Source organism: Facilibium subflavum, from assembly GCF_003574485.1.
GTDB classification, from domain to species: Bacteria; Pseudomonadota; Gammaproteobacteria; order Francisellales; family Francisellaceae; genus Facilibium; species Facilibium subflavum.
In genome coordinates this window covers 1-20,557 of sequence record NZ_QLIT01000118.1, presented here as the reverse complement: position 1 = coordinate 20,557, position 20,557 = coordinate 1, and the positions used below count along the sequence as shown (strand labels likewise).

General features: G+C 37.5%; 21 protein-coding genes. 11 read left to right on the top strand and 10 right to left on the bottom strand.

Translation table 11 applies throughout. The features are described from left to right. The first annotated feature begins 6 nt into the window (after nucleotides 1-6). On the top strand, nucleotides 7-615 hold the full coding sequence (udp, locus tag DNK84_RS07885; protein WP_119344001.1) for a uridine phosphorylase: 609 nt from the start codon (nucleotides 7-9) through the stop codon (nucleotides 613-615). A 10-nt stretch (nucleotides 616-625) separates the two neighbouring features. Here the strand turns inward: udp and DNK84_RS07880 are convergent, their stop codons facing one another. The 3 genes from DNK84_RS07880 to DNK84_RS07870 all read right to left on the bottom strand — a co-directional run bounded on the left by DNK84_RS07880 (nucleotide 626) and on the right by DNK84_RS07870 (nucleotide 4,399). Further along, complete coding sequence (locus DNK84_RS07880) at nucleotides 626-1,813, bottom strand: NupC/NupG family nucleoside CNT transporter (RefSeq protein ID WP_119344000.1); 1,188 nt, start codon at nucleotides 1,811-1,813, stop codon at nucleotides 626-628. A 173-nt stretch (nucleotides 1,814-1,986) separates the two neighbouring features. Then, nucleotides 1,987-3,612: an APC family permease gene (locus DNK84_RS07875; protein ID WP_235826860.1), complete on the bottom strand. Its 1,626-nt coding sequence runs from the start codon at nucleotides 3,610-3,612 to the stop codon at nucleotides 1,987-1,989. Nucleotides 3,613-3,697: 85 nt separating this feature from the next. After that, nucleotides 3,698-4,399 carry a YggS family pyridoxal phosphate-dependent enzyme gene (locus tag DNK84_RS07870; RefSeq protein ID WP_119343999.1) on the bottom strand — a complete coding sequence of 234 codons (702 nt, stop codon included), beginning with the start codon at nucleotides 4,397-4,399 and terminating at the stop codon, nucleotides 3,698-3,700. A gap of 43 nt (nucleotides 4,400-4,442) precedes the next feature. Between DNK84_RS07870 and DNK84_RS07865 the strand changes: the two genes are divergently transcribed. After that, complete coding sequence (locus DNK84_RS07865) at nucleotides 4,443-5,465, top strand: type IV pilus twitching motility protein PilT (protein ID WP_119343998.1); 1,023 nt, start codon at nucleotides 4,443-4,445, stop codon at nucleotides 5,463-5,465. Here DNK84_RS07865 and DNK84_RS07860 read toward each other — a convergent pair. Next, complete coding sequence (locus tag DNK84_RS07860) at nucleotides 5,440-6,891, bottom strand: potassium transporter TrkG (protein WP_119343997.1); 1,452 nt, start codon at nucleotides 6,889-6,891, stop codon at nucleotides 5,440-5,442. The two genes, DNK84_RS07865 and DNK84_RS07860, sit on opposite strands and share 26 nt — an antisense overlap. 90 nt (nucleotides 6,892-6,981) lie before the next feature. Between DNK84_RS07860 and DNK84_RS07855 the strand changes: the two genes are divergently transcribed. The 5 genes from DNK84_RS07855 (at nucleotide 6,982) to DNK84_RS07835 (ending at nucleotide 11,441) form a co-directional block, all read left to right on the top strand. After that, complete coding sequence (locus DNK84_RS07855; RefSeq protein ID WP_119343996.1) at nucleotides 6,982-7,167, top strand: CBU_0585 family protein; 186 nt, start codon at nucleotides 6,982-6,984, stop codon at nucleotides 7,165-7,167. A gap of 149 nt (nucleotides 7,168-7,316) precedes the next feature. Further along, nucleotides 7,317-9,752: a TcfC E-set like domain-containing protein gene (locus tag DNK84_RS07850; RefSeq protein ID WP_119343995.1), complete on the top strand. Its 2,436-nt coding sequence runs from the start codon at nucleotides 7,317-7,319 to the stop codon at nucleotides 9,750-9,752. 92 nt (nucleotides 9,753-9,844) lie between these two features. After that, nucleotides 9,845-10,345 (top strand): hypothetical protein, encoded by a 501-nt coding sequence (locus DNK84_RS07845; RefSeq protein ID WP_119343994.1) that lies wholly within the window; start codon nucleotides 9,845-9,847, stop codon nucleotides 10,343-10,345. 74 nt (nucleotides 10,346-10,419) lie between these two features. Continuing rightward, a complete protein-coding gene (locus tag DNK84_RS07840; RefSeq protein WP_119343993.1) occupies nucleotides 10,420-10,884 on the top strand; it encodes a hypothetical protein in 465 nt (154 codons plus the stop codon). A gap of 11 nt (nucleotides 10,885-10,895) precedes the next feature. Then, complete coding sequence (locus DNK84_RS07835; RefSeq protein WP_119343992.1) at nucleotides 10,896-11,441, top strand: hypothetical protein; 546 nt, start codon at nucleotides 10,896-10,898, stop codon at nucleotides 11,439-11,441. Between the two features lie 19 nt (nucleotides 11,442-11,460). Here the strand turns inward: DNK84_RS07835 and folE are convergent, their stop codons facing one another. The 3 genes from folE to DNK84_RS07820 form a co-directional block, all read right to left on the bottom strand. Next, nucleotides 11,461-12,030: a GTP cyclohydrolase I FolE gene (gene folE, locus DNK84_RS07830; protein ID WP_119343991.1), complete on the bottom strand. Its 570-nt coding sequence runs from the start codon at nucleotides 12,028-12,030 to the stop codon at nucleotides 11,461-11,463. Nucleotides 12,031-12,044: 14 nt separating this feature from the next. Further along, nucleotides 12,045-12,821 carry a type III pantothenate kinase gene (locus DNK84_RS07825; protein WP_119343990.1) on the bottom strand — a complete coding sequence of 259 codons (777 nt, stop codon included), beginning with the start codon at nucleotides 12,819-12,821 and terminating at the stop codon, nucleotides 12,045-12,047. A gap of 119 nt (nucleotides 12,822-12,940) precedes the next feature. Continuing rightward, nucleotides 12,941-13,510 carry a helix-turn-helix domain-containing protein gene (locus DNK84_RS07820; RefSeq protein WP_162902306.1) on the bottom strand — a complete coding sequence of 190 codons (570 nt, stop codon included), beginning with the start codon at nucleotides 13,508-13,510 and terminating at the stop codon, nucleotides 12,941-12,943. A gap of 356 nt (nucleotides 13,511-13,866) precedes the next feature. Between DNK84_RS07820 and DNK84_RS07815 the strand changes: the two genes are divergently transcribed. Beyond that, complete coding sequence (locus DNK84_RS07815) at nucleotides 13,867-14,217, top strand: hypothetical protein (RefSeq protein ID WP_119343988.1); 351 nt, start codon at nucleotides 13,867-13,869, stop codon at nucleotides 14,215-14,217. Next, nucleotides 14,214-14,876, top strand: a complete 663-nt coding sequence (locus DNK84_RS07810) for a hypothetical protein (RefSeq protein ID WP_119343987.1) — start codon at nucleotides 14,214-14,216, stop codon at nucleotides 14,874-14,876. The genes DNK84_RS07815 and DNK84_RS07810 overlap by 4 nt, the downstream gene beginning before the upstream one ends. Here DNK84_RS07810 and DNK84_RS07805 read toward each other — a convergent pair. Continuing rightward, nucleotides 14,873-15,349, bottom strand: a complete 477-nt coding sequence (locus DNK84_RS07805) for a hypothetical protein (protein WP_119343986.1) — start codon at nucleotides 15,347-15,349, stop codon at nucleotides 14,873-14,875. The two genes, DNK84_RS07810 and DNK84_RS07805, sit on opposite strands and share 4 nt — an antisense overlap. Nucleotides 15,350-15,616: 267 nt before the next feature. On the opposite strand from DNK84_RS07805, the gene DNK84_RS07800 reads away from it, so the two are divergent. Then, nucleotides 15,617-17,902, top strand: a complete 2,286-nt coding sequence (locus tag DNK84_RS07800) for an MMPL family transporter (RefSeq protein WP_162902305.1) — start codon at nucleotides 15,617-15,619, stop codon at nucleotides 17,900-17,902. A 61-nt stretch (nucleotides 17,903-17,963) separates the two neighbouring features. Next, nucleotides 17,964-19,268 (top strand): histidine--tRNA ligase, encoded by a 1,305-nt coding sequence (gene hisS, locus DNK84_RS07795; RefSeq protein ID WP_119343984.1) that lies wholly within the window; start codon nucleotides 17,964-17,966, stop codon nucleotides 19,266-19,268. Here hisS and DNK84_RS07790 read toward each other — a convergent pair. Continuing rightward, a complete protein-coding gene (locus DNK84_RS07790) occupies nucleotides 19,255-19,458 on the bottom strand; it encodes a hypothetical protein (RefSeq protein ID WP_119343983.1) in 204 nt (67 codons plus the stop codon). The two genes, hisS and DNK84_RS07790, sit on opposite strands and share 14 nt — an antisense overlap. A 21-nt stretch (nucleotides 19,459-19,479) precedes the next feature. Beyond that, nucleotides 19,480-20,133 (bottom strand): 16S rRNA (guanine(527)-N(7))-methyltransferase RsmG, encoded by a 654-nt coding sequence (rsmG, locus tag DNK84_RS07785; protein ID WP_407920613.1) that lies wholly within the window; start codon nucleotides 20,131-20,133, stop codon nucleotides 19,480-19,482. Nucleotides 20,134-20,557 lie beyond the last annotated feature (424 nt).

Below are 20,557 nucleotides of genomic sequence, written 5' to 3'. Positions count from 1 at the left end.
TAAACCTTGATTCGCATTTATGTCAATGGTAACGCCGTTGTTACCTGCTCTACGGGAATTGGCGGGCCTTCCACAGCAATCGCCGTAGAAGAGCTTGCAAAAATTGGTATCCATCACTTCATCCGCATTGGCACAACCGGTGCAATACAACCAAATATCGAACTGGGTGATATTATTATCTCCAGCGCTTCTGTTCGCTTAGATGGCACTTCTTGCCACTATGCACCTATTGAATATCCTGCGGTTGCTGACTTTAAACTAACACAACTGATTTATAATAGCGCGCAAAAAAAGCAAAGCAACCTGCATATTGGTATTACGGCTTCTTCAGACACATTTTATCCTGGACAAGAACGCTATGACAGCTATTCAGGCTATGTCATTCCGCCACTTCAAGGTACCTTGGCTCAGTGGCAAAAACTCAATGTACTTAATTATGAAATGGAATCTGCGGCACTTTTTGTTACCTGCAATGCGCTGAATTTAAAAGCAGCAGCCCTTTATGCCGTCATGGCCAATAGAAGTTACAGTGAACAACCCCAAACGGATTTTTATCGTTCGTCCATACATGAATGTGTCGAAGTTGTTAAAAACGCGCTTGAGCATTTAGAATAATCATCGACTTTTAAATAATTAAACCCGTTATTAATGCGGATAAAAAACTGACCATAGTGGCGCCTAACACCATTTTAAGGCCAAAACTTGCGACCATATTGCCCTTTTCTTTATTCAAACCTTGCACGGCACCCACGATAATCCCGATTGAGCCAAAGTTTGCAAATGACACTAAAAACACTGAAATCACTGCAACGGTATGTGGTGTAAAGTCCTGTAAATGCTGATGTAAATAAGTCATTGCAACAAATTCATTGGAGACAATTTTGGTTGCCATAATTCCAGCAGCACTTAATATTTGACCTGATGGAATATTTAATAACCAGGCAAAAGGGTAAAAAACATAACCTAACAGATTTTGAAAGTTAATACCAAAAATATGTAAAAAGATGTCGTTTAGCATTGATATAAGCGCAATAAAACCGATCAGCATCGCACCAACGATAATCGCCACTTTAAAGCCATCGATGATATATTCGCTTAACATCTCAAAAAAACTTTGCTTTTTCCTTGAGCTACTCTCCATTGCTTCAAAAGAAAGCTCTTCATGATGCTCATAAGGGTTAATTAACAATAAGACAACAAATGTACTAAACATATTCAAAACTAAGGCACTGACAACATATTGTGGTTCTATAATCTGCATATAAGAACCGACAATAGACAAAGAAACTGTTGACATCGCAGTTGCTGCCATGGTGTACATTCGCCTTTTCGAGATCTGGCCTAATATTTTTTTATACGCGATAAAATTTTCTGATTGCCCAAGCAATAAAGAACTTACAGCATTAAACGACTCAAGGCGCCCCATACCATTTACCTTGGACAGTATCCAACCGATCGCACTGGTCACAACTGGTAAAACACGTAGATACTGTAGAATCCCAATTAGCGCTGAAATGAAAACGATAGGCAGTAAAACACTGATAAAAAAGGAAAAACCACCTTCTTGAACCATCCCCCCAAAAACAAAATTAGCACCAGTTGCCGCATATCCCATAAGTGCATTAAAAACAGCGGCAATACCACTAATAATTTTTACCCCAACAGATGAGCGAAATAAAAAAAGTGCTAAAATGATTTCAATCACCAGCACCTGAATGATATAGCGATATTTAATCTTTTTTTTGTCAGTACTTATTAGAAAGCCAACGATAAAAAGAATTAAAAGTCCTAGAAAAAAATATACAAACCGCATTGGCCTTCGCTCCCATTTTACTCACAAAAAAACGCCCGTATTCTACTTCATATTCCCTTAAGGTGCAAAGTTTAATTTAAAGAAAATAAAAGGCAGGGGCGATATCAGACAAATAAATTACACACAGCGTGAGACGATATAACTATATACAAAAGTCTAAAATATTATTATTTTTAGTACTGTTCTATCGTCTTTGGTTTGCCTTCAATTGCAATTTGCTGAAGACTATCTACAATTGATTGCTTCGGCAAGCTTAATTTTACGGCAGCGTAGTGACTTATAATACAAATAACAAGCAACAAAGCCATGGCATTAAAATTGTTAAGCATACCGATACCACCACCATAATCGCCCAAATAAGAAACTATGCTTAATAGCACCAGATATCCCCATAACCAATATGACTGCCTTATATGCCAATCCACCTTGGTCGTCTTGTCTTTTTTAAAGAAGCAATAGGCCGTTAAAACGATAATTGCAACTGCGATCATCACGCCTGTTTTTGAAACGATATTCCAGCCACTCCAATACACGATAAGCGTACTTGCATAAAAGGCTGCTATCATCCATATACGCGCCACAGGCAGGCGAAAAGGTCTATCCATATCCGGGACTTTTTTTCGAAATGTGCTTGCACTTACCGGCCCCATAATATAGGTCAATGCGACTAAAGAAGTCAGAAACGTTGCCATTGTTGACCACCCAGGTAGTGGCGCAAACATACAAAGTCCAACAACAAAGTTCACAATGATACAATAGATAGGGTTTCCCTTAGGGGTCAACACAGCAAAAAAACGAGGGATGTAATTATTTTGGCTCATTGCATAAATAGAGCGTGTCGCACTACCAAAATACATCAACCCTGCTGCCAATGGTCCTGCAATTGCACCAATATAAATAAAGACCATTAACCAGGGCGCATGTAATGCTTGGGCTATCATCGCAAAAGGGCCAAAAGATTCCTCTTTTCCACCCCCATTAAGTGTCACATTATACCAATTGTTTGATGATACATGCCCAGATACGGCATATAAATACGAAAATTGTAATAACAGGAAAATAATCAAGCATGTGACGATTGATCCAATAATAGCAATTGGAATCGCCTTTTTAGGATTTTTTGTTTCCCCGGCCATCTCCGCTGCAAGCTTAAATCCGGTAAATGAAAACGCAATACCACCTAAAGAAATTGCTGATAACACACCTGCACTTCCATTTGGGGCAAATTGTAAATGTTGGATTGTGGATGTGTTTACCTTGTACATAGCATAGACAAAACACATCACACTAATAGCAACGACCAATGGGACGATAATTTTTATAATTGTCAGAAAATTATTTGCCTTAATCAACCATCTTAGTGAATAGGTATTTAAAATGCTAACCAGCAATAAAATCGCCGCAGCCAACACCATACCTTTTGCTGTCAGCGCGCCACTTGTGCTATTCACAAATTGTGGAAAAAAAACAGCTAAGTATTGAATAATTGCTTGCACTTCAGTTGGCGCAAGCGTTAAATAAGACAGCCAAATAATCCATGCAAAAATAAAACTAACCATCGTACCATGCGTAATATGCGGGATACGTGTGCTTGAACCTGTTACAGGCACCATTGTACAAATCTCTGCAAAAACAAAAGCAATAATCATGATCAGACATGCACCAATTATCCAGGATAAAATAGATGCCGGTCCTGCAAAACTTGCGGTATGGGCAGCAGAGAATAACCAACCAGAACCCAAAATAGCACTGATTGAAGAAAACAGCAAACCTGTAATACTAATGTTGCGTGCTTTCATGCACGTCCCCTTCACTTTTATACACGAGGAACAAAGTTAATGAAAATATTGGAGAAAGACAAGTAAAAAAATATTACGAATATTATCACCTTGCACCAAAAACTGCCTGGCCAACACGCAAAATTGTACTGCCAGCGGCAATTGCTGCTGATATATCTGCACTCATTCCCATGGAAAGCGTATCTAAAGACAATCCATAGCGCGCCTTAAGTTCATCTTGTAATGTTCTTAATTGCAAAAAACTTGCCAGCTGTTTATCATAGTTATCTGTGTGAGCTAAAATACACATAAGCCCCTTTAATTGCAAAGAAGGGCAATTATCAATAATCTCATTAACCATCACGTTGATTTCCTCAGATTGTATAATATCAATTCCTGATTTTTGTGGCTCTTGGTCGACATTAATCTGAATACAGACATTCATGACTTTCTCACACTGCTGGCAATAGCGATTTAGTTTTTTGGCATGTGATCGGCTTGCCAAGGTGTGTATCCAGTCAAAATGCTCAGCGATTACCTTCAACTTATTTGACTGGATATGACCAATATAGTGCCATATGATATCTTCAGGCAACGCCTTGATTTTCTCAACAGCTTCCTGAAAATAGCTTTCAGCGAACTGGCGCTCACCGCATTTATATGCATCTAAGATTTTTGTGACACTTTGCTTTTTGCTCACAGGCAATAACACCGGCTCAGAGACTTCATACTGGCGACTTAAGCTTTTAATTTCTTGATGTATTGACAATAAATTTTGTGCAATTTGCGATCTTTTTTCCTGACTCATCTGCTATGCTAACACTATGCGTGAATTTAGTAGGTATCATAACATGAATCTTCTGTCATTATTAACTACTTGTATTGAAAGTGGCGCTTCAGATCTTCACTTATCAACTGGCGTTGCCCCTATGATTCGAGTTGATGGTGAGCTTCGCATATTAGATGAGCCACCCATTTCCAATGAAGGCATCCAGGAAATGCTCTACAGCATCACAAAAGAAGATCAAAGACAGGAGTTCGCACAAACGATGGAATGCGACTTCTCTATTAATGTGCATGAACTTAAGCATCGGTTCAGGGTAAATATTTTTATGCAAAATCGCGGAACAGCTGCGGCTTTTCGTGCAATTCCTCAATCCATTCAATCCTTAGAAGAAATTAACGCACCTTCAGTGTTTAAAGAGATTATTACACAGAATTCGGGTCTTATTCTTGTAACAGGCCCAACAGGCTCTGGTAAGAGTACCACATTAGCCGCAATGATTGACTATATTAATCACACAGCACATGGGCATATTATCTCTATTGAAGATCCCATCGAGTTTATTCACCAGTGCGATAAATGTCTTATCAATCAACGTGAAGTAAAACATGATACTTTAAGCTTTAATAATGCGCTTAAGGCTGCACTTCGCGAAGATCCAGATTATATTTTAATTGGCGAAATGCGTGATATTGAAACGATTCGTTTAGCATTAACCGCCGCAGAAACAGGGCACCTGGTTTTTGCAACCCTACACACATCATCTGCACCAAAGACAATTGACCGAATCGTGAATGTTTTTCCTGCAGAAGAGCAAGGCATGATCCGCAGCATGCTATCTGAGTCCTTAAAAGCAGTTATTTCACAACGTCTTCTCAGGAAAAAACAAGGCGGACGGGTGGCCGCACATGAGATATTAATCGCCAATTCAGCTATTCGTAATTTAATCCGTGAAAGTAAAATACCGCAAATTCATAATACATTACAAACAAACCAATCTCTTGGGATGCAGACAATGCAGCAATCGATTGATAAGCTTGCTGAACAAGGTCATATCAATCATTTCAACGCCGCCAAAAATCAGATGTAAATAATACCACGACAGTAAATACTTCCAAACGGCCAATCAACATCGCAAGATTTAATACCCAATGACCCGCTGTTGGCAGATTTGCGTAATTCACACCTACCTCACCCAAGCCTGGCCCTAAATTTGAAATACATGCAGCAACTGCTGAAAATGCCGTAATTGATGGAACACCTAGTCCCATCATACAAAGCCACAATATCACAAACAGCATAAAATAAGCCGCAACAAATCCCCAAACACTACTCATCACAGATTCAGACATGACCTTATTGCCAAATTTAATCGGAAAAATACCATTGGGATGGACAAGACGGCGCGCTTCCCGGAAAGCCTGCTTTCTTATTAATACCGCTCGGACAATTTTAAGCCCACCTGAGGTGGAACCTGCACACCCCCCGACAAGCCCTATGATCATCAACAAGATAGGAACAAAAAGCGGCCAATCATGATAAGCAGAGTTTGATGTGAACCCTGTGTTTGACACAAATGATGCAACCTGAAAAAGTCCATCCCAAAAAGCATTCTCATTACCTTTTTCAACCCCTTGAGCAATTAAGGTCAAAATGACAATCACCGCCATAGAAAATCCCCAGAAAATATAGGCACGAAACTCAGGATCTCGCCAATATACTTTAACTGAAAGCTTTCTAAATGCGGTGAAATGCAGTGCAAAACTTGTGGCGCTGATTAGCATAAAAAAAATTGCAACTGAATAGATAAGAGGCGTTTGGTTAGCAAAACTGGCATCGGTGGGCGCAAATCCACCGGTCCCAATAGTTGAAAAAGCATAACAAATCGCATAGAACCAATCCATGCCTGCAACACGATAACTGACAATACATAACACAACAAGCAGAAGATAAATCATCCACAATACTTTAGCGGTATCTGCAATTTTTGGTGTTAGCTTATTTTCCTTCCATGGGCCATTTGCTTCAGCACGATAAAGCTGCATTCCCCCAACACCTAGCATTGGCAAAATAGCAACTGAGAGGATAATAATCCCCATCCCTCCTAAAAGCTGTGATTGTTGGCGATAATATAAAATACTTTTAGGTAGATTCTGCAACCCATGAATAACAGTGGCACCTGTTGTAGTAAAGCCAGATACCGATTCAAAAACGGCATCAGAAAATCCAAGGTAAAGCCCTTTAGAATACATATAAGGAATGGATCCATACAGTCCAAGCACTGACCAGACTGCAATCACAACAATAAAACCGTCTTTGACTGTTAAATGTTTTTTTGATCTGGCGCTTGCAAGAAAAAATAATAACCCTGAGCTCATGGTAATAACAAAACTAATCAAAAAAGGAAACAAATTGTGTTCATGATAGATCCAGCTTACAATAATAGGTGTTAACATAGTAACGCTAAAGAACATCAACAATGTGCCGAGCACCTTAAAGATTGGACCTGGACGCATAAATTTTCATTTCCTGTGCTTATCTAGATGATTTTTTTCAGTCTTCTAGTATAATCGCTCATACAATATAAACAATATCCGGGTGTATAAATGAGCTTAATTCTGAAAATGCTTCACCTTTTTGACAATAAAAAGAAACGTGAATACACAAGCGATGCAAGCCAGTTTTTAGCTCGCTATGATCGCGACTTTCCATCTCGATCTGACTCACAGAAAAAAGAAGCACAAAAGCATCGAAATATCTTTTCTCGTCAAACTGATGCATTTAAGCTTTAGTGCTGGTAGTGAGATACGATTTGTGGTACCACTTATAGCATATCTTTAGTGATTAAATAGCAGTGATTTCCCGCAATAAATTTATCGTGCTTTGGGGAAGTCAGGCTTAAGCGCACATACTGATCAAATGAAGATCAAAAACAGAACATATGGTAAATTGGTTTATTCGCGTCATATATAGCTTTATTGTCATAAGCTTATTTTTAGCTTCAAACTGCAGCTATGCCAACACAGACCTGCCACCGGGATTTGAGGATTATCTGCCACAGGATGAAACAACCTTTGTTAACCTTCAATTTGGTAATAATGCTTTAGGTGAAGTCGTTGCCACCTTTGATGACAACAGTATTACATTTGAAGACCCTAAAAAAATACTCACCGAACTCTCTCCTTATATCAAAAAGACAGCCAAAGGCATTATTTTGCATAGTTTAAGCGAACCACTTGCAACAAATCAAAATCGTGCTTGTGAGAAGGGGCCAAAATGTGGATTTATTCATCCTAAAATTCTTGGTGTTATTTTCGATCGCAATAACTACCGTGTCTCTTTGTTCATCAACCCTATTTACCTTGTAAAGCATAAAGCGATTCCTGCCAAATACTTAAAGGACTCCTCTGCCGGTTTAAGCACATTGAACTTTTTCCAATTTGGCAGCACAGGCAATAATGATAACTATCATACATTATCCATGAATCATAATGGTTTTATAAGCGCTGGAAACTGGAATCTACACTATCAAGATAACTATACTTATAGTATTTCACAAGGCCAGGATCCCATCAATCAATTTCAGTTTCGAGATTTTGATCTCAACTGGCGACAAAAACAATATTACGCCTCAGTTGGCCTTCAAGACACATCCGGAATGCTGATTATTCCAACATTTCAAATCGTTGGTGCAAGCTTACAGACCAATACCGATCTGGTGACTAATTTAAATGAACAAATTGCAACACCTGTAGAAGTAAATATCATTGTTCCAAGCTATGTAGATATCTATCGAAACAATACGCTGCTTGATACACAATATTTTCCACCAGGAAATTACTTTATTGACACCACAAGTTTTCCCTCCGGCTCATATCTTTTACGACTAAATATTCGCACATTAAACAATCAAAGCTCAACAAAATATGTCTATTTTGTTAAAACTTCTGCCTTGCCACTGTTAACATTGCCACAATATTATATAAGCTACGGGAGGCTTGTTTCACTTGATTCTACCTCGATTTTTCCTCACCTGACAACGTTGAATGTGCTATCGCTTGAAAACAAGCAACGCTTACATAAATTTTTTGGCTTAGGAGAGCATATTACACTATTTGATGAAAAGGAAGCTGTTGCTGAGTTAAGTTTTATGACTGAGCTTACTCATTTAAGCCTAACGCTATCAACGGCTGTGAGTAATTTTGGCGATACAGGAATAGGTTTTGCTACTGCAGGCAGTTTATATGGTATCGTCCTCAATTCATATTTCAGACAACTATGGATCAAAAACACAAATAGTGATTATATCAATGAATACCTTGGCAAATCTGCACAATCTAATAACACCAACTTAGGGACATCACTGTCCTTTAACTGGCATGATATTGAATTTGATGCGGGTTTAACCTATACCTACGCCAATCAATCTTTGCAGCACAATATTGAATTAGGTGCCACCAAGTTATTTTCATTTGGTCAAAATAACAGCTTGTCCTTATCATTAACCTTCAATGCGGATAGCACAAACAAAAGTGTTTTCCTTCAAGCTAGCTGGAATCTTAGTAACAATAATGGCTGGTATGGTTCTGTTGGTGGTGAAGAGCAAATCTTCCAAGATGGTGATAATAATGAACATCAGCAAAATCTCAAGCTTAATCTTGGTAAAGAACTTCGCACCAGCAATAGCCTTACTGATATTGGCACAAGTGTCCAAGCAAGTGATGATCAGCAATATTATTCTCAATACATTTCAACAAGCAATCCTTATTTTGATGCAATTCAGCAGCTAAACTTTGCCAAGTCACAAAGCCAAGACGATACCATAAGCTATAATTTAAAAGTAGGTTCTACTTTGGCTTATTCCCCTTTTAATAACTGGGGGATCAACAGCACAACAAAGCAAAGTGGCATACTTGTCCGCGTTAATGCCGATGAAAAAAGCCAGTACACAGTTTATGTTGATGGGCGGCCTGAAAAACTTATTCAGAACAATAAAAGTTATTTTATTCCACTGAATAGCTACCATACAAATAACATCCAAATTCAATCACATGAGATAACACTTAGCATCCCTGATAGCAGCGAAGATATTGTGCTTTACCCAGGCAATGTGCAAACAATTATTAAAGAGGCAAAACCTGCGATTCTACTGATGGGCGTATTTATAAAACCAGATGGAAAAATATTAAGTCATGCCACCATAACAAGTCAGTTGGAAAAAACATGGACTGATACCGATGGGTTTGGCCAAATAACTTTATTAACAGGAGAAACATTACAGCTTAATTATGGCGATCATAAAAAATGCATGGTTGATACATCTGGGTTATCCCCAGCAGATGGGGTCGCTTTTCTTGAACAAATAATTTGTAAATAATCCAGTTATGCTGTATCAACTTGTGAAAAATGCAAGCATAGCCTATAGTTAACAGTGGAGATCTGTTGGACTAAATAAAAGGAGAGCCCCTTATGAAAAAGAGGATTCTTTATATTACAATGGTAATATTAAGTACTACTACTTATTCAGCATTTGCAGCAAATAGTGGAAACTCACAGCAAGGGACAACAAGTGTTGTGATTGAAGAAAAGCATATCCTGGGTGATCTTAAAATGGAGGATAAAATCACTGTGACAGCAGATATGATCGCACAAGCCACCACACAGAAATTTAAAATCGCAAGTTTTTGTACTTACACCAATCGCAAAGATGGCAAAGTTGATGTAAAAATCACAACCAATGAAGGAAAGTTTGCCATTGTTGGCGCAGAAGGGCAAGGTGAGATTGACTACTCACTATCCATTGGTGATCAAACAATGCAATATGGCGATAATACGATTACCGTTGATGCCAATGATAGTTCAAGCGGCTGCAAAACCGTCGAGACAGTTTATATGACACTTGATGCTGACTCGATTAAAAGCGCCTTAGCTGGTAATTATGATGCTTCTTTTAATATTGCCATTAAATAACATCAACAAAAATTGATAATGGATAAGTATAAGTAATTACAGAATAATACTAGCCAGAAAAAGAGTTCTTTCGTATGACAAAGTATAAAGGTTATGTGGTCTTGTTTATCGTATTCTTTGCGATCAAAGCAATATATGCCGGTGCAATATTAGATGTTTTAAATCCAAATATCGTGATGGCAAAAGACCAAAAGCGAACTTATATAAGCCTGCAAAATATTGGAAATGAAGCAGGCACGTTTACCGTTACAGTTAAAAATGTCACCGATGCAAAAAACATTATCACCTATAGCAATAAAGAACTGCGCTCATTGCCTGTTTTCATTCAACCTATTTTGCTATATAAATTAAGGCCTAAAGCCAAAAAACGCATTACATTGACACGTAATCCACGTGTTAAAATAACAAAACCCGTTCATCTGCAACTTACGATTAAAGAGTATAAAAAGCCTGATGCAACAGAAACAGAGAATAAAGGCGCTGCAGGCATACAGATACATGGCGCGATTATTAATCTTATTAATGTGGTAATAAAGTAAATGGAATCATTATGCGGATAAAACAGGATACGATAACTTCAACAAAAATTATCATACCCACCCTGGTATTATTTATATGCAGCTTATCTACAGGTTATGCCGATAATTTTAAGAATGAACATAAATTCTATAAATCAGTAAATAACAAAAGTGAAGAAATAGAAGAAAATTATGCCGTGGGTGAGCTTATTATGACAGAAAATGTCCGAATCACTGGAGACATGATAGAAGGATATAAAGATCAACGCTTTTCTTTGGGAACGTTTTGTGCTTACACGCTACAAGGTGCTGGCAATCACAAGTTTCCTGTTCGTGTTACCTCATCCCAGGGAAAATTTGCCGCACACGGGCTAAACTACCAAGGTGATTTGCCTTATACCGTTTATGTCAACAACATCAAAATAAACTATGGACAGATCAATTATATTACCGCAAATAACAAACCAGGCAGTGAGTGTCAGGCTTTTGAAAACATTGCGATTGAATTTTCAAAAGACACCATCAGAAATGCTAAGGCAGGCGCATACGCACTAACCCTCAACTTTTCTGCCGAATAATGCCCCTTAGAAACAAGTATTAAAGGTTTATTAATGACATAAGCTCGGCACGAGATTTCTCATCTCGACGAAAAATCCCGCGCATACAGCTTGTTAAAGTTGAGGTTTCTGACTTACGCACACCCCGGGTTGTCATGCATTGATGCATAGAATCAATAATCACGGCAACCCCTTTAGGCTCAAGTGCATTCTCGATTGCCTGGGCAATTTGGATCGTTAAACGCTCCTGAGTTTGCAGACGTTTTGAGAATATATCAACAGCACGGGCAAGTTTGCTAATACCAACCACTTTGCCATTAGGCAAATATGCCACATGCGCCTTTCCAATAATAGGCACCATATGGTGTTCACAGTAAGACTCCAGACGCATATTTTTTAATAATACGATTTCATCATAGCCTTCAACATCTTCAAAGGTCTTGGATAGAATCTCATTTGGATCTTCATTATAACCTTTGAAAAATTCACTGTAAGATTTTATCACCCGTTGTGGCGTTTCAATCAACCCTTCTCGTTTAGGATCTTCTCCAATGTATTCTAATAGGACTTTAATGGCGTTTTCCGCCTCATTTCTTGTTGGTTTAGACAATGGGGTCTCCTGGATTATTTATTTTTTTCAAATGCAAGTTTAATGCCTTGTAATACAAGATCAGAAACAACCAGATCAAACAAGTCATCTTCTTGAAAAAGCTGTGCAAAGCCGCCTGTGGCAATAATAGAGACTTGATGTTTATCAGCACCAAGCTCATCTAACATTGCCTTTTTAAGCTCTTTAATTGCGCCTAAATGCCCATAATAGACACCTGATTGCAAATTCGTATTCGTATCTTTACCAATTGCAGCCTTGGGTTTGATAATACTCACAGAAGACAATTGTGCTGCATTTGCACTTAATGCTTCTAGTGAGAGTTTGATACCAGGCAAAATTGCACCACTTAAATACACCTTATCTTTGGTTACCACATCAAAAACAGTTGCCGTGCCAAGGTCAATGACCATAATATTTTTTTCAGGAAACAAACCTACCGCAGCAATGCAAGCGGCAATACGATCAGCACCAACCTCGCCAGGTGTGGCAACTTTCATCTGAAGACCTGTTTTCACCCCAGGCTGTAAGAAAAAAGGTTCAAGCTTAAAATACTTTAGCATCGCCGCACGAAGTGAATAGTTAATTGCCGGGACAACAGAAGCAATCGCAACGCCAGTGACTTCTTGTGGATTAATGCCATTTTCCTGTAATGCCTGGCGTAAAAAAATCCCAATTTGATCTGAACTGCCATGCGCAGAGGCCGTTGTATAACGGAACTGCAGGATTAAAGTATCTTTATTAAAAACACCGCCATGAATATGAGAGTTTCCAACATCTAACGTTAATAACATGTTCTAACCATAACCAAAGTAAATTATTAGGACGCTATTATAGGCGATTTTATTAATTTTGTAATCAAACCCAGTATTGAATTTTAAAATGCGTATCAAAAAAGTATTAGATGATCAAACTATAGGATTAATGAACCTGGGTTAAATTCTGTTTGTCCTGAAAAATCAAGGATCCTAAGCTCTACCACAGGGTAAGCTGCTTGGGACTCTTTCTTATTTGACAGCTTTAATTTGCCACTTAAAACATCTGTGATATTTAAATACATATTTGTCGTGGATTTTTGTTTTTCAGCAAAGCTACATATGGCAATGATATGCCCATTAATATCAAGTGCAAAACAATGATTAGCAAGCTCACTTCGCTCGGTGTAGACAAACTCCTCTACTTCATTCACATCCGGTTTTTGTGAATATTTAATACAATCAAATATGGTATCAAATTTTGCTACTGGATAGATCAACTCAGGTTTCATTGAGCCTTCCCCTGTTACCAGCCAGTTATAAGAAATATCCAACCCGTTAGCAATTTGATAAGAAAGCTTACTGCGATCCAGGTTTTTTGCCAAAATATAAGAAACAGACCCCTGTTTAATCCCGCATAATCGCGCAACATCGTTATGCGAATAATTTCGCTGCTCAATTACGTATTGCAAACGATCAGCAAGTGTGTGTAAATTTTTTTTTGTCATATTTAAGTATGCCCTATAAGCCAAATCCAATATATACTTGTTCATTAAAAGCCATTTAAGTATTCTATATAATGGCTTCAACTTTAACCTAGCATAAAACTTTAATAATAGAAGAGAACTTCTAAACATTATTACTTTGCATATAATAGCGTCAGAAACGCGTTTTCGCAATTTATGTTAGCACAACTTTAAATCAATACACACAAAACAAATCAACTTTCATAAAACATGCTTGCCATATAAACAAAATCTGCATACTTTTAAAAACAACAAACACAATAATTGATTTTTCTCTCATTCCAGCATACAGTTTACACTAAGGCACACAGCAAATTAACTTTAAACAGGAACTTTTTATGTTTAAAAGTATTATTAATTTTTTGAATTACCATTTAGAAAGCTTCAAACTGAGACCCCCAAGCTATAGTCTCACAAAAGTAATTATCCGCGCTGATAATATCTATATTGAATATAAATTAAACGTAGCAAGACTAAGCCAGACACAGCAAAAGACGATTACAGAGATAGAAAACTTACAAACAAATTTTAATCGTAATGACCGACTTAAAATTGATGCCTGCCTATTAGCTTCTGAACTTATAGAATCCATGAAATCCATATCACATCACGAGACAACAAAACAAAAGATACTAAATGATTTTTATCCTAAACTGGCAAATTATTTAAAGGCAAGGCTTGAGTTATGAATATCATTGAAAAAAATAACCTTATATGGCAGTTAAAGTCATGGAAACTCAATGCTATTTTAATCACCATTATTTTGACACTATCTCTCACCGCTAATCTCATTGGACATCGACTGATTATTATTTTTGGTGTTACGATGTATAGTGGGGCTTTTTTGCGCATTGCTGCATTGATATTGCTAAACGTAATCCGCTCATACTCAAAAGGCAATACAATTATCTTCTTTATTATAATTTTTATCAACTTATGCGATCTATTTGCAATTGGTTATGGCCATTTTATCAGTTACAATCTAGGGTTCCCGACATATTTCAAAGACGCTGCAGCGTATCAAAAAGTCTTTAGTGATGCCTGGCATGGTTTTGTTGGTGAGATAACCTCTGTAGTTATTTATCTGATTCTTGAGTTATTCCTTTTTAGCTATATCTACTTTAAATGGCGCCTGCCCTTTTTCCTGAGCGTTATCATTGCAGCCTCATTGATTATGTTTATTGCTTCTTATGCTACCATGTATGCAGGCTTCGTGCTTGACTATCCAGCGCATATTGAACATCTTATCTTAGACAACTTCATCAGAAATATGATTGTACTTATTATTTTTAGCATCATAAGTCAACCCTTTGTTTACTGGCTACATCGAACTTATTTTGAGAGTTAATAACGCCGTAGCTGTACATGCACATATTGCTGAACTGTATCAGGGATAATAAGTGATTTTAACACATAAACCAACTCATCAAACTGTTTGGCAATCTTGCGATATACTTCTTCATAGGAAGAGCGCAGTTTCGCATGATAGACTGATAAATGCTCGCTGGCTGATATACCAATATCACAGTAATATGTCTTAGATAAGCCTGCCTTTTTCACGCGTTTAGGATACATTCCTGCATAAATAAGTGCATGATCTAAAATCACCTCTAAGCGTTTAATACTCATGCTTTGAATCGCAGACAACAGCTCTTCTGCAAACACAAAATCCTTAAGTGCATTATTTCTAATATTACGCAATAAAGCATATACAATAAACGCCTGTAAGTCTTCTTCTAAAAAAACACCACTATTTTTTTCACCTTCTTGTACCAGGTGATACATGGCCGATATCGCTGTTTTTTCCATAATTAATTGCATAAACATAGCCCCTTTTTATTCTCCTTTACTACCTTTAAGTATAGATAATAAAAACAAAAAATAGCCAAAAGCTTACAAAAGGCATGATTGCAATATATTCGTGCATCGTTTTATTCTGTAAAATAACTTATACTTGGAAAATCACTCACACCCTTCATAGAAGTTGATAACACAATAAGGTTACAAATGCTTAGCACAACCAAACAATCATTTCAAAGACGACTATTCATATGGATGATAATAACCTTAATCTGTATGGTCTTATTTGTGATAAGTATTATCAAAGGCTTTCCACTTAATACCAATGTACTTGCTCTGTTACCTGGCAGTGGACAAGACATTGTAACACAAAAGGCCGCTGATAAATTCTCGACACGAATTGGCAATCAGCTGGTGATTTTGATTGGAAATGCTGACCAACAAGCGTCTATCAAGGCCGCAGACCAGTTCACCCAACGATTAAACAAAAGCCAATTATTTCGTAAAGTAAATACAGTGGTAGATAATAATCAACAACAAGCCTGGGCACAGTTTTATTATCCATCACGACTTGCACTTGTGACAAGTTTGGATCGGCAATATCTACAAAACAACCAAATTGATAAAATTAAACAGCAAGCGTTATTTTCTTTGTATAATCCAATGGGTATTACCAATGATGATTTAATTAAGAATGATCCATTTTTCTTATTCCAGCGCTATATCCTCTCACTGCCGAAACCGGCAAGCAACATGCAATTACACAATAATCATTTAATAAGTCAATATCAAGGACTCTGGTATACCATGATCAATGCGACTTTACAAGGCAATAGCTTTTCGCTTGATAATCAACAACGCGTGATTCACTTATTACATCAGGCAAAAGAACAGGTATCTACTAACTACCCACACACAAACTATCTTATGACTGGCATGATTTTTTATGCAAAAGCAGGCGCTGATAGTGCCAAACACGATATTTCAATCATTGGTATTGGCTCTATTATTGGGATTATTTTACTGTTATTAATTACTTTTGGTAGCCTGTGGCCTTTGTGCTTTACCTTATTCTCAAGCTTCATCGGCTTTATCTGCGCCTTTGTTGTCACCTATTTGATTTTTGGTAGCGTGTACTTATTTACACTTGTCTTTGGTGCAAGTTTAATTGGTATCTCAGTAGATTACGCCTTTTTTTATTATGCTGAACAATACTTTGGCGGCAGAAACTGGCAAGCAAAAAAATCACTTACAAATATTTTCCCTGGTATTACTTTAGGCTTGCTTAATGTCATTATTGCCTATGTGATTATTGCCATTGCTCCTTTTCCAGGATTGCGGCAACTTGCTGTATTTGCCTGTGTTGGCTTGGGCATGGCCTATTTAACGGTCATCTGTGCTTTCCCTTATCTTTTGAAATCTAAAAAGGAAGTCCGTACTTCGATTATCAGTAAACTCGCCCAGAGATATCTTACAATCTGGCAACGCTTACCTGTAAAAGCAGTGATATTTATTTATTTTATCCTCTTGATTATTTGCATAATCGGCATCATGCAATTAAAAGCCAACGATGATATTCGTATCCTTGAATCCGTACCGGTTTCCCTAAAACAAAATGAGCAGAAAGTAAAACAAATCATTGGCAGCCACGTTGGCACAAATTTTGCTGTTATCACGGGAAAAACGCCAAATGAAGTGGTGACAAACGGGCATAAGCTACTAAATGAAATCCAGAAATCACAACCGCATATCCACAACCCAGGCATTGCTATCAGTCAATATTTACCATCGATTCAAATACAAAAACGGACCTATGATCAAATTCAGACAAAACTCATTCAATCACAACTGATTCCCTTTTTGGAACAAATAGGCATCGATAAAACACAATCAGCCAGCATCCAGCAAAAACTACATACACTCAAGTTTACACCTGTTACAATTGATAAATGGCTTACATCACCAGTCTCAAACGATTTACGCTTTTTGTGGCTTGGGAAAATCAATCACTCATACGCCTCTGTGATACTCTTATCTAATCAGCTTGATATCAGCAAAGTCAGGTTAATTGCTGATAACTTACCTGATGTAACCTTTATCAATAAAGCCGATGATATCTCTAATATCTTTATGACCTATCGTCACTATATCAGTATATTGTTTATTTTTGCACTGTTAGGATTAGGCTTATTATTGATATGGCGTTATAAAAGTCTTAAAAAAGTTATCTGCTATGCTTTGCCACCTTTAGCGGCCATTGGCATAACCCTTGCAACACTTGGTCTTTTCCACATCCCATTAACCCTATTTAGTCTACTGGCATTGATTCTTGTCTTGGGTATTTCTGTAGATTATGTGATTTTTTTCGCTGAAACACGTTCAAGTTTTAGCAGCACAATGCTCGCGGTGAGTCTATCAGCGATTACCACTATTTTATCATTTGGGCTTTTAATGTTCAGCCAAACACCTGTTGTACACTATTTTGGTATTTCAGTATTTATCGGCATTACCAGTGCTTTTTTGTTGTCACCACTTGCATCCAAGGCGTCAAATAGAGACACGGAAAACCTGTAAAATAAGCGATAAGTAGTATATAATCTCTCCAAATTGAATTCACACATCAAAAGAAAAAATTATGTCAAAAATACAAGCCGTTCGAGGCATGAATGACATCCTTCCTGAGGAAATAGGCTATTGGCACTATTTTGAAGACATCGTAAAACAGCTATTAGCCAGTTATGGTTATAGTGAAATTCGCCTGCCAATTATTGAAAAAAGTCAGCTGTTTCACCGGGGCGTTGGCAGTGGAACGGATATTGTTGAAAAGGAAACCTATGACTTTACTGATCGAAGTGATGAAGCATTGACCTTACGCCCTGAGGGCACTGCTGGTTGTGTGCGGGCAATGATTGAGCATGGCCTTTTGCGTAATCAACTGCAAAAGTTGTGGTATTTGGGGCCAATGTTTCGTTATGAACGACCACAAAAAGGCCGCTACCGCCAGTTTTATCAATTTGGCGTTGAAGTCTATGGCAGTGATCATATCAGCCAGGATGCTGAACTGTTAAGCCTGACCTGGCGGCTATGGCAAAAACTTAAATTAAATGAATATGTTACACTCCAGATTAATAATCTTGGATCTAATGAGGATAGACAAGCCTATATAGATGCATTGGTAGAATATCTAACACCATTAAAAGATCAGCTGGATGCTGACAGCCAGCGACGGTTAACAAAAAATCCATTGCGTATTCTTGACACAAAAGATGAAAACACCAAGACATTATTAATAAATGCACCTAAAATGGAAGATTTTATTAATACATCGTCCCAAAGCCAGTTTCTGGCACTTTATCATTATCTTACATCTATTGGCATTCCTGTTGAGGTTAATCCATATCTTGTTAGGGGGTTAGATTATTATAGTGATACGGTTTTTGAGTGGGTCACAGATAAGCTAGGTGCTCAAGGCACCATCTGTGCAGGCGGACGCTATGATAAACTCGTTGAAGGCTTAAATGGCCCACCAACACCGGCTGTTGGCTTTGCCATGGGGATTGAACGCATTATTTTATTACTAAAAACGCTTGACCAGGCACCCATTAAATCTAACAGGCCGGATATTTATATAATATCCGATACATATTCTGTCTTTGAAAGCATGCAATACATTGAAGGAATTCGTCAGCGCTTTCCACAGCTTGTCATTGAACAAAACACAACGCTTGGTAGCTTTAAATCACAGTTTAAAAAGGCAGATAAATCAGGGGCGGATCTTGCCATTGTCATTGCTGAAAATGAGCTTAGCACCCAAAGCTGTATCGTGAAGTTTTTACGCAAGGAAAAGGAACAAATTTGCCTTACCCAAGATAAGCTTTATGGCTTCCTGCGTGACTACTTCTCCACAAAAAATAAAAATGCTGAGCTTAGTATCCTCTAACCAGCGAGACGACTAAAAAAAAGATCAAAGCTATCCAAGGCAACGCCAACATCGCTTCAACAATCACATTAAGCGGTCTGCCTAACTCAATATCAGGGAAGAAATACATAACCAGCACCGCAATCACAATTGAAATCACCCCCACAATGAATGAAATCAACGCATATCTATTTACTTGTTTTGACGTCATTTTTCCCTCCTGTCATTTCCTTTATCTATTCATATTTTTGTGCATGATAACAACATGTCTTTGTGCCTCAAGCATTGGAACATGTAATTCTTTTACCTCATACTTTACCGGTAGTGCCTGCAGTTCATTTTCATCAACCTTTGCACCTTTCATTGCTAAGAGTGTTCCGCTATCTGTCAATAGATGCTGACATAATCGATAAAAATCACTCAGTGAGCTAAATGCTCTTGAAACCACATGATCAAAAGGCTTCTCTGGTTTATATGCCTCTATGCGGATATTAAGTGGTGTGATATTATCAAGCTTTAATGCCTTTTTAACATGATTTAAAAAACGTATTTTTTTACCAACACTATCAACTAAAACAAAAGTCTTCTCAGGCATTAATATCGCCAAAGGCACGCCAGGAAGGCCGCCACCAGTTCCGACATCGATAATATGTTCGCCAGGTAAGAAAGGTGCCAAAGACAAACTATCGAACAAATGTTTAACCAGCATATCATCCATGGCTGTGATTGATGTCATATTATAAGTTTTGTTCCACTTTTGTAAAAGCGATAAATAATCTAACCACTTTTGTATCTGCGCATCATTAACATTTTGCAACCCTAATTTTTCAACGGCTTGCCTTATTTGCACATGCCGATCCCCCATCATGTCATTTAAGCAATCCATCGTAATCATCATTTTAACCTTCTTCATAAACCCTATAGCAGTATACCACTGGTAAATTATTTTGCAGAATTTATTTACAAAGCAATTTGTGAAATTTTGCTGCAATTCACTTTTGACTTCTTAATGTAATTAAATTATAACCTTAATTGTCTTGGAACAAATTTTAAAAGGAAGTTGAAATTATGAAAAACTTAGTAACTATTGTATCAATATGAAATACATGAAAAAATTGTTTTGTTTTCTTATAGTAGTTATCCTTTTTTCTAACTTAGCATACTCTGACGTGCTTAAAGTTCCTCCAGATCTGTATATTAATGGCCAGCAATATCACCAAACGTCAAAGTCTGCTAACTGGTATATTTATGAAATTTCAAAAGTAATAAAAGTGTATTTAAGTTATTTATCATTAGGTTCTGTGAACCAA

Bases quoted from the DNA above. Each gene is read 5' to 3' on its own strand.
- DNK84_RS07880 (WP_119344000.1), bottom strand. From the start codon at position 1,813: ATGCGGTTTGTATATTTTTTTCTAGGACTTTTAATTCTTTTTATCGTT.
- DNK84_RS07875 (WP_235826860.1), bottom strand. From the start codon at position 3,612: ATGAAAGCACGCAACATTAGTATTACAGGTTTGCTGTTTTCTTCAATC.
- DNK84_RS07870 (WP_119343999.1), bottom strand. From the start codon at position 4,399: ATGAGTCAGGAAAAAAGATCGCAAATTGCACAAAATTTATTGTCAATA.
- DNK84_RS07865 (WP_119343998.1), top strand. From the start codon at position 4,443: ATGAATCTTCTGTCATTATTAACTACTTGTATTGAAAGTGGCGCTTCA.
- DNK84_RS07860 (WP_119343997.1), bottom strand. From the start codon at position 6,891: ATGCGTCCAGGTCCAATCTTTAAGGTGCTCGGCACATTGTTGATGTTC.
- DNK84_RS07855 (WP_119343996.1), top strand. From the start codon at position 6,982: ATGAGCTTAATTCTGAAAATGCTTCACCTTTTTGACAATAAAAAGAAA.
- DNK84_RS07850 (WP_119343995.1), top strand. From the start codon at position 7,317: ATGGTAAATTGGTTTATTCGCGTCATATATAGCTTTATTGTCATAAGC.
- DNK84_RS07845 (WP_119343994.1), top strand. From the start codon at position 9,845: ATGAAAAAGAGGATTCTTTATATTACAATGGTAATATTAAGTACTACT.
- DNK84_RS07840 (WP_119343993.1), top strand. From the start codon at position 10,420: ATGACAAAGTATAAAGGTTATGTGGTCTTGTTTATCGTATTCTTTGCG.
- DNK84_RS07835 (WP_119343992.1), top strand. From the start codon at position 10,896: ATGCGGATAAAACAGGATACGATAACTTCAACAAAAATTATCATACCC.
- DNK84_RS07825 (WP_119343990.1), bottom strand. From the start codon at position 12,821: ATGTTATTAACGTTAGATGTTGGAAACTCTCATATTCATGGCGGTGTT.
- DNK84_RS07820 (WP_162902306.1), bottom strand. From the start codon at position 13,510: ATGACAAAAAAAAATTTACACACACTTGCTGATCGTTTGCAATACGTA.
- DNK84_RS07815 (WP_119343988.1), top strand. From the start codon at position 13,867: ATGTTTAAAAGTATTATTAATTTTTTGAATTACCATTTAGAAAGCTTC.
- DNK84_RS07810 (WP_119343987.1), top strand. From the start codon at position 14,214: ATGAATATCATTGAAAAAAATAACCTTATATGGCAGTTAAAGTCATGG.
- DNK84_RS07805 (WP_119343986.1), bottom strand. From the start codon at position 15,349: ATGCAATTAATTATGGAAAAAACAGCGATATCGGCCATGTATCACCTG.
- hisS (WP_119343984.1), top strand. From the start codon at position 17,964: ATGTCAAAAATACAAGCCGTTCGAGGCATGAATGACATCCTTCCTGAG.
- DNK84_RS07790 (WP_119343983.1), bottom strand. From the start codon at position 19,458: ATGACGTCAAAACAAGTAAATAGATATGCGTTGATTTCATTCATTGTG.
- rsmG (WP_407920613.1), bottom strand. From the start codon at position 20,133: ATGGATTGCTTAAATGACATGATGGGGGATCGGCATGTGCAAATAAGG.